The following is a 12,625-nucleotide window of genomic DNA, read 5'->3' as shown; positions in this document are numbered from 1 at the left end:
AATTATATAATATTCCAAATAGATTTAAGTATATTAACAACAGTTATTCCTGCTGTTTCTGTTCTAAGTATTCTAGGACCTAAAGATAATATTTCTACGTTATTATTTTTAGCAAAATTTTCTTCTTTTTTACTAAATCCTCCTTCTGGACCAATTAAAAAATTTATATCTTGAGGAATATTATTTTTAGCCCAATTTAAAATTGAAAAATTTGAATTAGGTGAAAATAAAATTTTTTTCTTTTTACTTTTTAAAAAAAACGAAAATTTTTTTATTGAAAATATTTTCATTAAAGTATTTCTACCACATTGTTCAGAAGAAGATTTTATTATATTTTCCCAATTAATTATTTTTTTTTTTATTTTTTTTTTATTATAATGTAAATTACAATATTTAGTTTTTAATAATTGTATACAATATACACCTAATTCTGTAGATTTTTCTATTATCCAATTCATTTTTGATTTTTTTACTATTGCTTGTATTAATTTAAATTTGTAAGGAAGTTCAATAGATTTATTAATAAAATCACATATTTTAATATATATTTTTTTTTTATTTATTTCTATAATAAAAGCAATATATTCACCGCCTAAACCATTAAATAAAATAATTTTTTCTCCTTTTTTAATTCTTAAATTCATAAAATGATGAATTTTTTTTTTAGAAATAATTATTTTTTTTTTATTTTTTAAAATACCATTATAAAAAAATCTATGTTGCATATAATATATATTTTATTATTATATTAAATAATTTAAATAAATTTAAATAAAATATTTATAATATTTTTTAAAAAATAACAAATATTATTAAAATAAAATTAAATTACATAAATTTATAATTTAAAATAATAAAAATAAATTATAATTTTATAATTTAATTATTTTAAACATAATTTATTAAATTTTTAATAAATAAATATATAATAAATTTATTTTATTTAATTAAAAAAAATAATTTTATATTATTATATTTTTTATTTTATTTAATAAATTATAAAATTTTTATTAAAAATATTAAAAAAATGAATAATTATTTTTTAATAATTATTTTTAATTATTTTAATAATTAAAATATTATAAAAATTAAAATAATTATAAAATTAAAATTTAATAAATATTATTAATATAAATATAAATATTAATATTAATATTAATATTAATATTAATATTAATATTAATATTAATATTTTTAAAAAATTTAATAAAAAAATAATAAAAAAAAATAAATATTAATTAATTTTTATTTTTATTTAATTTTAATTTTATTTTAAAAAAAATTATTTATTAAAATATTTTTGTACATCTAAAGCCGCCATACAACCAAAACCAGAACTAGTAATTGCTTGTCTATATTTAAAATCATGAACATCACCTGCAGCAAAAATTCCTTTTATATTAGTAGAAGTAGTATATTTTTTATCTATTCCTATTTTTATATATTTATTTTTTGTTAAACTTATTTGATCTTTAAAAATATTTGTATTAGGTTCATGTCCAATAGCTATAAATAATCCATCTAAAGATAAATTAATTATATTTTTAGAATTTTCTAAAGATTGTATTTTTATACCTGTTAAACCTTGTTCTTTATTACCATATATTTTTTTTAAAAAAAAAGAAAATTTTATATCTATTTTAGAATTAATAGATTTATCTTTAAGTCTATTTATTAAAATTTTTTCAGCTTTAAAAATATTTCTTCTATGTATAATAAATACTTTTTTAGCTATATTAGCTAAATATAATGCTTCTTCTACTGCTGTATTTCCCCCACCTATAACAGCAACATTTTTATTACGAAAAAAAAATCCATCACAAGTAGCACAAAAAGAAATACCTTTACCTAATAATTCTTTTTCTAAAGGTAATCCTAAATACTTTGGAGAAGCTCCTGTAGCAATAATTAAAGCTTCACAAGTATATGAAGCATTATTACCTATTAATAAAAATGGTTTTTTTAATAAATTAACTTTAATTATAGTATCATTAATTAAATTAATTTTTAAATTTTTAGTATGATTTATCATTCTTTCCATTAATATTATTCCTTTTACTGAAGGATAATCACCTGGCCAATTTTCTATACCTGAAGTACTAATTAATTGCCCACCTGGAATTGGACCTGTTATTAATGTAGTATATAAATTTGCTCTTGCTAAATAAATAGCAGCTGTACAACCAGCAGGACCTGTTCCTAAAACTAAAATTTTTGAATGTTTTATCATTTGTATTTTTTTTATAAAATATTTTTAAAATAATTAAATTAAATCAAAATTATTCCAAAATTTATAAAAATGATTAATTATACAATTTTTTTTTGTTATATTTAATTTATTAGAATTAATTAAAGTTTTATTTAAATATTTTTTTGCTAAATAAACACTTATAGGTATATTATTATATTTTGACAACAAAGCTGTAATAGCTGAAGAAAATGTACATCCAGTTCCATGAATATTTTTATTATTTATTTTTTTTGAAATAAATTTTATTATTTTTTTAAAATTACATAAAAAATCAATACATTTTTTACCTTTTAAATGTCCTCCTTTTAATAAAACCCAAGGAATATTAAAATCTCTTATTTCTCTTAATAATAAATATATTTCTTTTTTTAAAATTTTATTTTTTATTTTTTTTATTAAAAATAATATTTCAAATAAATTAGGAGTTATTAATGTTAATAATGGAAATAAATTTTCTTTTAAAGATTTTATATATTTAATTTTTAATAAACATTTACCATTACTTGAAAATAAAATAGGATCAAAAATAATTGGACATTTTATTCTTTTTTTTTGTAAATTTGTAGAAATTGCTTTAATAATTTTATCATTAACAAGAACACCAATTTTTATTGCATGAATATAAATATCATCAAAAATAGCATTCATTTGATTAACAACTAAATTAGGATTTAACGGAAAAATTTTTCTAACTTCAAAAGAATTTTGTGAAATTATTGATGTTATAACACTAACTCCATAAGTTTTTAAAGCAGAAAAAGTTTTAATATCTGATTGTATACCCGCGCCACTAATAGGATCAGTACCCGCAATACTCATAATATTATTTATCATATATTATTTTTATATTTTATTTATTATTCTTAGGAAGTGGTGAGATTCGAACTCACGGTGAAGTATAAAACTACACACAGGTTTTCAAAACCTGAGCATTAAACCACTCTGCCACACTTCCAATTTTTAAAAATATAAAATATCCCAAAATCCTTTTTTAAATTTAATAATTCTATTAAATTTATATTCATAATATTTATTAATATGAGAAATATTTTGAATAACAATTTCTCCAATATTACGCAATTTTAAAATTTTTTTTTTTAATAATAAATTATTACACCATGGCGCATATATAGCTTTTTTTTTTTTCTTTTTAAAAATTAAATTTAAAATTCTTTTTAAATTTATAGTAAATCCTACAGTTGATTTTATTCTTTTATAAAATTTTGTAAAAAAATTATATCTTCCACCTTCTATAATAGAATTAGAATAATTTAAATGATATATATTAAATATAATTCCATTATACATATAATAATTGTTAAAATCAGATAAATCTATAATATAATTTTTATTTTTTATTAATTTAATTAAATTTTCTAATTCTTCTAAAGCTTTAATAATTTTAGGAAAAAATAAAAAAATTTTTTTAGCTTTTTTTAAAATATTTATATTTCCATATAAATAAGGAACTTTTAATAAATTTTTTTTTACTTCAGGTAAAAAATTTTTAGTTAAAATTTTTAATTTAAAAATATTTTTAGTAAATAATAAATATGATAAATAATTTTCTTGTTTTTTAGCCATCAAATCTTTTTTAATAATTGATTTTAAAATTTCTGTATGACACAAACTTACTTTAATATTTAAAATTCCTATTTTTTTTAAAATTAATAAAGCTAATTCTTGAATTTCAATATCAAATTTTAAATTATTTTTTCCATATATACCTATACCTATTTCATTAAATTCTTTTTTTATATATGTATTTAATGTTTTAGTAGTATATAAAATATTATTAATATAACATATTTTTATTATAGAATTTTTTTTTAAAAGATAAGTAGCAATTTTAAAAATTTCAAAAATTTTTTTTTTTTTAATTTTTAAAAAAAAATTAGAAAATTTTTTTAATTTTTTATATAAATTATAATTTATATTTTCTTTAATTTTTTTTTTAAAAAAAAAAAAATTAATATATTTAAATAATGATGGTGTGATCATTATATATCCAAATTTTTGAAAAAAAGATAATAATTTATAACGAAGTTTTTCTATATTTCTAGCTTGAGGTGGTAAAATATTAGAAGTATTTTCCAAAAAAAAATTCATATATATTATATTATAAAATATAAATTAATTATTTAATTTAATAAATTTTAAAAATTATTTATATTTTATTATATATTATATTATAATAATAATTTTAATTATAAGGATTATAACTATTTTTAAATTCTAATTTTAAAGGAGTACCAACAATAAAAAATGATTTTAAAAAAAAATTTATTAAATAACGTTTATAACTTTTTTCTAAAAAATTTAAAGAATTTCCATGAATAACAATAATTAGAGGATTTTTACCACCTTGATGAGCATATTTTAATTTTGGTTTAAAAAATCCTTTTTTTTTAGGAGGATGAGAAATTATTGCATTTTTTAAAATTTTATTTATTTCAAAAGATTTAAATTTTATTTTAGAAGATAAATAAGCTTTATTTATACCTTTCATTAATAATTTAATGCCTATTAAATTTAATGAAGAAATAAAAAAAAAATTTACAAAATATAAAAAATTCATTTTTATATTAAAAATATTTTTAATATTTTTTTTTTCTTGTAAATTTAATAAATCACATTTATTAAAAGCAATTACTAAAGACTTTCCTAAATTTAAAATAAATTTTGCTATATTTATATCTTGTACAGAAATTTTACAAGTTGCATCTATCATTAATAATATTACATTAGATTTTTTAATTGAATTTAAAGTTTTAATAATTGAAAATTTTTCAATAAAATTATTTTTTTTATTTTTTTTACTAACACCAGCTGTATCTATTACAATATATTTTTTATTTAAATATTTTAATTCTATTTCTATAGAATCTCTAGTAGTACCAGGAAAATCATGAACTATAACACGATTTTTATTTAAAAGTTTATTAATTAAAGTCGATTTTCCAACATTAGGTTGTCCAACAACAGAAAAAATAATTGAATTACTAATTTTATTATTTATTTCTTTTTTTTTATTTATTTGTAATTTATTTTTTAAATTAACTATTTTAAATATTTTTTCTATTAAACTATCTATACCTTTTCCATGTAAAGCAGAAATTATACTAGGTATTCCTAGTCCTAATTCATAAAAATCATATATTTTTGATAAATGCTTTTTATGTTCTATTTTATTTATTGCTAAAATAGTAGTAATATTATATTTTTTTAAAAATATAGCAATATTTTTATCATTAAAAGTTAATCCATAACGTCCATCTACTAAAAATATTATTAAATCAGATTCAAAAATTGCTTGTTTAGTTTGTTTTGCTACTTCATAAAGTATTCCATTTTTTATATGAGGATTAAATCCTCCAGTATCAATAAGTATAAATTTATAATTATTTATTACACATATACCATAATTTCTATCTCTAGTAGTTTCAGAAAAATTAGCAACTAAAGATTTTTTAGTATTAGTTAATCTATTAAATAAAACTGATTTTCCAACATTTGTTCTACCTATAATAGAAAAAGTATATAACATATTTTAATATATAAATAATATATTTTATAAATTATATTTTTTATTTTTAAAAAAATCAATTATTTTTAATAAAGGAATTTCTATCTGTTTTTTTTTAAAAAAATATTTCATATTTTTAATAATAACTGTATTATTTTTAATCTCTTTTTCTCCAATTATTATAGAATATTTTACTTTATTTTTATTTGCTAATTTTATTTGTGATTTAATATTAGAATTTTTTTCTTTATGCTCACAATGTAAAATAACTTTTTTTCCTATATCTCTAAGTTTTTCAGCTAATAAAAAAGATTTTAATTTAGCTTGTTTACCTTTATATATAATATATATATCATATTTATATTCTTTTTTTTTAAAATTATTAAATTTTAATTTTTCTATTAATCTTTCCATTCCTATAGCAAAACCACATCCTGGAATATTTTTTCCACTTATTTTTTCTATTAAATAATCATAACGACCTCCTGCACAAATTGTGTTTTGTGAATAATTTTTATCTTTATCTTTCCATTCAAATACTGTTTTATTATAATAATTTATTCCTCTTACTAAATAATTATTTATTTTAAAATAAATTTTATTATTTAATAATATTTTTTTAATTTCTTCAAAATGATATATAGAATTATTATTAATATAATTATATAATTTAGGAGCTAAATTTATTATTTTAATTATTTCTAAATTTTTTGTATCAAAAATACTAATAGGATTTGAATAAAATTTTTTTAATTCATTAGAATTAAACATATATTCATATTTTTTAAAAAATATAATAAGATCATTATTATATAATCTTCTATCTTCTATATCACCAATAGAATTTATTTCTAATATTATATTTTTTATATTTAATTTTTTCCAAATTCTATTACACATTATAATAATTTCAGCATCAATATCTGGTCCTATATAATCTATAGCTTCAGCACCTATTTGATGAAATTGACGATATCTACCAAATTGCGGTTTTTCATGACGAAACATTGCACCAGAATAATAAATTTTTTTTATTCCATAATGTATTAAATTATGTTCTATTATTGATCTAATAACTCCTGAAGTATTTTCAGGTCTTAATGTTAATTTTTCACCATTTAATTTATCTTGAAAAGAATACATTTCTTTTAAAAAAATATCATTTGAACCATATAAAGTTTTTTTAAATAAATTTGTATATTCAACTATTGGAGTTATTATTTTTTTAAATCCATAACTATTTAATATATTATATATTGTATTTTCTACAAATTCCCAAATACCAATATCTATTGGTAAAATATCATGCATACCTTTAACACTTAAAATTTTTTTATTTTTAGAATACATTTTTATATATTTATAATATATTTAAAATATTTTTACAATTTACCTATTAATTGACCACATGAAGCATTAATACTAAAACCTTTAGTTTTTCTAATTGTAGTTATAATCCCAGCTTTTATTAATATATTAGCAAATTTTTTAATTCTATTTTCAGAAGAACTTTTAAAATTAGTTTTTGGAAAAATATTAAAAGGAATTAAATTAAATTTACAATTTAACATTTTTTTTTTTTTTTTATTATAAATTAATTTTAATATTTCATAAGCATGATATTTATAATCATTTATTTTATTTAACATACAATATTCAAAAGTAATATTTTTTTTAGGAGAATATTTTATATAATTTTTACAAGATTTTAATAATTTTTTTAAGGAATATTTTTTATTAATTGGTACTAATTTATTACGTAATTTATTATTAGAAGCATGTAAAGAAATTGCTAATGATACAGGACATTCTAATGATAATTTTTTTATCATTGGTATTATTCCACTTGTAGATAAAATAATATGTTTTTTAGAAATTGCAAATAAATTAATATTTGTTATTATTTTTAAAGTAGCTAAAACATTCTTAAAATTTAATAAAGGTTCACCCATACCCATAAAAACAATATTTGTAATATTAATATTTTTAATAAAATAAAAAAAATTATTATATTTTAATTCATGTTTAACTTGTAAAAGTTGTCCAATAATTTCACTAATATTTAAATTTTTTTTAAAACCTAAACTACCTGTATAACAAAATAAACATTTTATTATACATCCTATTTGACTTGAAATACATAATGTAGCTTTATAATTTTTTATTATTAATACTGTTTCAAAATAATTTTTATTATTAAAACCCATAAGCCATTTTATAACACCATCATTAGATATTTTTTTATTTATAATATTAGGAATAGAAATATAAAATAACATATTCATTTTTCTTTTTATTTTTTTTGAAATATTAGTCATTTCATTAAAATTTCTAATATTATATTTATATATCCATCTTAAAATTTGATCAGCACAAAATTTTTTTTTTTCTAATTTATTTATATATTTTTTAAAAATATCAATATTTATATTTAAAATATTTATAAACATTATTAATAATAAATATAAATTTATTTTTTTAAAAAATAAAATTATTTAAATTAAATATTTTTTATTTATAAAAAAAATATTTAATTTTAATAATTATTATTTTTAATTAATATTTTTAATAAATATAATTATTAATTAATAATAAAAATATATTTATATTTTTAATATTTTTATTTAAAATATTTTTTATAATTATATTTTTATTATATTTTAATAATTATATTTAATTTAAAATTTTATAAAATTTATTTATTTTTATATCTTTAATATATATTTTTAATAATATTATTATATTAATCTTTGTAATATATTAATTACAGAATCAGGATTTAAAGAAATAGAATTTATTTTTTTATATATTAACCATTTTGTAAAAAAAATATTATCTGAAGGACCTTGTCCACAAATTCCAATATATTTATTATTTTTTTTACAAATTTTTATAATTTTATTAATTTTTTTTTTTAAAGCTAAATTTTCTTCATTAAAATCTTTTGATATTAAACGTATACCAGAATCTCTATCTAAACCTAATATTAATTGTGTTAAATCATTTGAACCAATAGAAAAACCATCAAAATTATTTAAAAAAAAATTTGCTAAAATAACATTTGAAGGGATTTCACACATCATAATAATTTTTAATCCTTTTTTAAATCTCTTTAAATTATTTAAATTTAATAATTTAATTATTTTATTTGTTTGCTTTAAAGTTCTAATAAATGGAATCATTATTTGTATATTTGTTAAACCCATATCATTTCTAATTTTTTTAATTACATTACATTCTATTAAAAAAGATTCTAAAAAATCTTTAGATAAATATCTAGTAACTCCTCTAAAACCAATCATAGGATTTTCTTCTTTAGGCTCATAAATTTTACCACCTAATAATTTTTTATATTCATTAGATTTAAAATCTGAAAAACGTATAATTACTGGTTTAGGCCAAAAAGTAGCAGCTATAGTACTAATACCTTCAGTTAATTTTTCTATATAATATTGTTTAGGAGTAGAATAACCATAAGATATTAAATCAACTATTTTTTTTAAATTTTTATTAATATTTGGATAATTTAAAATTACTTTAGGATGAATTTTAATATAATTATTAATAATAAATTCTAATCTTGTTAAACCAATTCCATTATTAGGAATTGAAAAAAATTCAAAAGCCATTTTAGGATTACCTATATTTATCATAATTTTTAATGGCAATTTAATTTTTTTTGTTTGTTTAAAATTTATAACTTTTATATTTAATAAACCTTCATATACTTTACCTTCTTCACCTTCTAAACAAGAAACAGTTACAATTTTATTTTTTTTTAACACTTTTGTCGCATTTATACATCCCACTATTGCTGGTACTCCTAATTCTCGAGCTATAATTGCTGCATGACAAGTTTTTCCACCTCTATTTGTTACAATAGCAGAAGTTTTTTTCATTATTATTTCCCAATTTGGATTTGTTATATCTGTTACTAAGATATCACCCTTTTTTATTAAATATATATCAGAAAAATTATTTATTATTTTTACTCTTCCAAAACCAACTCTTTGACCTATTGATTTTCCAAATGTTAAAATTTTTTTTTTTTTAAATTGAAAATTTTTTTGAATTTTTATATTTTTTCTTTGTGATTTAATAGTTTCTGGTCTAGCTTGTAAAATATAAATTTTTTTATTTAAACCATCTATACTCCATTCAATATCCATTAAATATTTATAATATTTTTCTATTATTAATGCTAATTTTGAAAGTTTTATAATTTGTTTATTAGTTAAAGAAAATTTTTTTTGCATTAACTTACTAGTTTTAGTAATTTTTGTAGTTTTACTAAAATTTTTTATAGAATTATTAAAATTCATTTTAAATAATTTAGAACCAATATTACGTTGAATAATAGGAAATTTATTTTTTTTTAAAGTAGTTTTATGAACATAAAATTCATCTGGATTTACTATACCTTGAACAATAGTTTCACCTAAACCATAATTAGAATTAATAAGTATAACATCTTCAAAACCAGATTCTGTATCAAGTGTAAACATAACACCTGATATTCCAATATCAGAACGAACCATTTCTTGTATACATACAGAAATATAAAAATTTTTTTTATCAAATATATAAAAATTTCTATATGAAATTGCTCTATTATTATATAAAGAAGCAAATACTATTTTTATAGCTTTTAATATATTATTAATTCCATAAATATTTAAAAAAGTTTCTTGTTGACCAGCAAAAGAGGCATTATTTAAATCTTCTAATGTAGAAGAAGATCTAATAGCAAAAGATTTTTTTTTTTTTTTTTTAATAAAATTTTTATAAAAAAAAAAAAAATCTTTTTTAAATTTTATTGTAAAAGAAGTTTTAATAATAAATTTACGTATTTTATAACCTATTTTTTTAAGATTTTTAACATTTTTAATTTTTAATAATTTTAAAAAATTTTTAATTATTTCCTTTAAAGAATATTTTTTATTTATTTTTTGATTTAAAAAATTCTTAAAAGCATATGATGTAGTAACAAAACCATCAGGAATTAATACACCAATATTAGTTAATTTATTAATCATTTCACCTAAAGAAGCATTTTTACCACCTACAAAATTTATATCATTTATACAAATATCTTTTAAAAAAATTAAATTTCTTTTTTTATATAAATTATTTTGTATATTATTTAACATATTTATTATAAATTTTAATATAAACTTATTTAGTTAAATTATTTTTTATTATAAATAATATTTTAAAAATATATATATTATATATACTTTTTAATAAAATTATAATATAATGTATAAAAATAGGTGCTTAGCTCAGTGGTAGAGCAATGCTTTTACAAGGCATGGGTCGTGAGTTCAATTCTCTCAGCACCTATTTTTTAAAAAAATATAAAAATAATATTTAATAAATTATTAAAATATTAATAATCATTTTAAAAAATTATTTGTTTTTACATTTTTTATAATATTAAAAATATTTTATATAATAAAAAAGGGTCTATAGCTCAGTTGGTAGAGCATCGTGTTGATAACGCGAAGGTCGTTGGTTCAAAACCAACTAGGCCTAAATATGAAAAATGGGGGTTTAGCTTAGATTGGTAGAGCACCTGCTTTGCAAGCAGGGGGTCATCGGTTCAATTCCGATAACCTCCACTTATTAAGATATTTTTAATATATTAACATTTTAAAAATATTTACATACATTTATAATATATATTAAATTTTATTAATTTATTAATTTATTAATTTATATATTCTATATTTTTTTAAAAAATATTTATTATTTTAAATAAAAAAAATTATTAATTTAAAAAAAATGAAATTTAACTTTCCAACACCTAAAGAAATTTGTATTTTTTTAAATAAATATATTATAGGTCAAAAAAAAACTAAAAAAATATTATCAGTTACTATTTATAATCACTATAAACGTTTATTTTTTTTTAAAAAAAAAAATAGCATAAATTTATATAAAACTAATATTTTATTAATAGGGCCTACAGGAACTGGAAAAACTTTTTTAGCTCAAATATTAGCAAAAGCTATTAATGTACCATTTGTTATTACAGATGCTACAACTTTAACAGAAGCTGGTTATGTTGGTGAAGATGTTGAAACTATTATTCAAAGATTATTACAAAATTGTGAATTTAATATTAAAAAAGCAGAAAAAGGTATTATTTTTATAGATGAAATTGATAAAATCTCTAAAAAATCAGAAAATTTATCTATTACACGTGATGTCTCTGGTGAAGGTGTACAACAAGCTTTATTAAAATTAATAGAAGGAACAATTTCTTATGTTCCTCCTAAAGGCGGAAGAAAACATCCTAATCAAGATTTTTTACAAGTAAATACTTCAAATATTTTATTTATTTGTAGTGGAACTTTTACTGGATTAAAAAATATAATTTCTAAACGTTTAGGAAAAAAAAAAATTGGTTTTTTTACTTCTATTAAACAATCTTCTATTTTATCTTATAATAAAATTATGCAAAATATAGAAACAGATGATTTAATAAAATTTGGTTTAATTCCTGAATTAATTGGAAGATTACCAGTAATAGCTACATTAAATGAATTAAATGAAAAAATTATTAAAAAAATTTTAATAGATACAAAAAATTCAATTTTTAATCAATATAAAATATTATTTAAAATTGATAGAATAAAATTAAAAATCACAAATCTAGCCTTATTAAAAATAGCTAAAAAAACATTATCTAAAAAAATAGGAGCTAGAGGTTTAAAATTTATTTTAGAGAATATATTATTAGATATAATGTATAAAATTCCAAATGAAAAAAATATAAAAAAAATATTAATTAATAAAAATTCTGTTATAAATAATAAGCCTATAATTATATATAAAAATTAAAA

9 protein-coding genes and 4 tRNA genes are annotated in these 12,625 nt (G+C 16.4%); 4 read left to right on the top strand and 9 right to left on the bottom strand.

Annotated elements, in window-relative coordinates:
* Window positions 1-2 precede the first annotated feature (2 nt).
* The 9 genes from AACL00_RS01535 to ppsA all read right to left on the bottom strand — a co-directional run bounded on the left by AACL00_RS01535 (window position 3) and on the right by ppsA (window position 10,927).
* Window positions 3-725 (bottom strand): 16S rRNA (uracil(1498)-N(3))-methyltransferase, encoded by a 723-nt coding sequence (locus tag AACL00_RS01535; RefSeq protein ID WP_339044938.1) that lies wholly within the window; start codon window positions 723-725, stop codon window positions 3-5.
* Between the two features lie 557 nt (window positions 726-1,282).
* Complete coding sequence (gene trxB, locus AACL00_RS01530) at window positions 1,283-2,236, bottom strand: thioredoxin-disulfide reductase (protein WP_339045136.1); 954 nt, start codon at window positions 2,234-2,236, stop codon at window positions 1,283-1,285.
* Window positions 2,237-2,263: 27 nt separating this feature from the next.
* A complete protein-coding gene (gene thiD, locus AACL00_RS01525; protein WP_339044936.1) occupies window positions 2,264-3,085 on the bottom strand; it encodes a bifunctional hydroxymethylpyrimidine kinase/phosphomethylpyrimidine kinase in 822 nt (273 codons plus the stop codon).
* Between the two features lie 31 nt (window positions 3,086-3,116).
* Window positions 3,117-3,206 (bottom strand) — tRNA-Ser (locus tag AACL00_RS01520).
* A gap of 5 nt (window positions 3,207-3,211) precedes the next feature.
* On the bottom strand, window positions 3,212-4,360 hold the full coding sequence (locus tag AACL00_RS01515; protein ID WP_339044934.1) for an ATP phosphoribosyltransferase regulatory subunit: 1,149 nt from the start codon (window positions 4,358-4,360) through the stop codon (window positions 3,212-3,214).
* Window positions 4,361-4,454: 94 nt separating this feature from the next.
* Entirely contained in the window at window positions 4,455-5,798 is a 1,344-nt protein-coding gene (gene der / locus AACL00_RS01510) for a ribosome biogenesis GTPase Der (RefSeq protein ID WP_339044933.1), read from the bottom strand.
* Window positions 5,799-5,822: 24 nt separating this feature from the next.
* Window positions 5,823-7,127: a histidine--tRNA ligase gene (gene hisS, locus AACL00_RS01505; RefSeq protein ID WP_339044931.1), complete on the bottom strand. Its 1,305-nt coding sequence runs from the start codon at window positions 7,125-7,127 to the stop codon at window positions 5,823-5,825.
* A gap of 32 nt (window positions 7,128-7,159) precedes the next feature.
* Window positions 7,160-8,227 (bottom strand): 23S rRNA (adenine(2503)-C(2))-methyltransferase RlmN, encoded by a 1,068-nt coding sequence (gene rlmN / locus AACL00_RS01500; protein ID WP_339044930.1) that lies wholly within the window; start codon window positions 8,225-8,227, stop codon window positions 7,160-7,162.
* A gap of 288 nt (window positions 8,228-8,515) precedes the next feature.
* Window positions 8,516-10,927, bottom strand: a complete 2,412-nt coding sequence (gene ppsA, locus AACL00_RS01495; protein WP_339044927.1) for a phosphoenolpyruvate synthase — start codon at window positions 10,925-10,927, stop codon at window positions 8,516-8,518.
* Between the two features lie 121 nt (window positions 10,928-11,048).
* Between ppsA and AACL00_RS01490 the strand changes: the two genes are divergently transcribed.
* The 4 genes from AACL00_RS01490 to clpX all read left to right on the top strand — a co-directional run bounded on the left by AACL00_RS01490 (window position 11,049) and on the right by clpX (window position 12,623).
* Window positions 11,049-11,120, top strand: a tRNA-Val gene (locus AACL00_RS01490).
* A 119-nt stretch (window positions 11,121-11,239) separates the two neighbouring features.
* A tRNA-Ile gene (locus AACL00_RS01485) sits at window positions 11,240-11,312 on the top strand.
* A gap of 12 nt (window positions 11,313-11,324) precedes the next feature.
* Window positions 11,325-11,398 (top strand) — tRNA-Ala (locus tag AACL00_RS01480).
* Between the two features lie 163 nt (window positions 11,399-11,561).
* Window positions 11,562-12,623 carry an ATP-dependent Clp protease ATP-binding subunit ClpX gene (gene clpX / locus AACL00_RS01475; protein ID WP_339044925.1) on the top strand — a complete coding sequence of 354 codons (1,062 nt, stop codon included), beginning with the start codon at window positions 11,562-11,564 and terminating at the stop codon, window positions 12,621-12,623.
* Window positions 12,624-12,625: the final 2 nt, after the last annotated feature.

It is taken from the genome of Candidatus Zinderia endosymbiont of Aphrophora alni (assembly GCF_964019745.1).
Lineage (GTDB): Bacteria > Pseudomonadota > Gammaproteobacteria > Burkholderiales > Burkholderiaceae.
Note: the sequence above shows the minus strand (reverse complement) of the source record. Positions and strands in the feature narration are given on the sequence as shown.

Coding starts and splice junctions, on each gene's coding strand:
- clpX (WP_339044925.1), top strand. CDS start 11,562: ATGAAATTTAACTTTCCAACACCTAAAGAAATTTGTATTTTTTTAAAT.
- hisS (WP_339044931.1), bottom strand. CDS start 7,127: ATGTATTCTAAAAATAAAAAAATTTTAAGTGTTAAAGGTATGCATGAT.
- ppsA (WP_339044927.1), bottom strand. CDS start 10,927: ATGTTAAATAATATACAAAATAATTTATATAAAAAAAGAAATTTAATT.
- rlmN (WP_339044930.1), bottom strand. CDS start 8,227: ATGTTTATAAATATTTTAAATATAAATATTGATATTTTTAAAAAATAT.
- thiD (WP_339044936.1), bottom strand. CDS start 3,085: ATGATAAATAATATTATGAGTATTGCGGGTACTGATCCTATTAGTGGC.
- der (WP_339044933.1), bottom strand. CDS start 5,798: ATGTTATATACTTTTTCTATTATAGGTAGAACAAATGTTGGAAAATCA.
- AACL00_RS01535 (WP_339044938.1), bottom strand. CDS start 725: ATGCAACATAGATTTTTTTATAATGGTATTTTAAAAAATAAAAAAAAA.
- AACL00_RS01515 (WP_339044934.1), bottom strand. CDS start 4,360: ATGAATTTTTTTTTGGAAAATACTTCTAATATTTTACCACCTCAAGCT.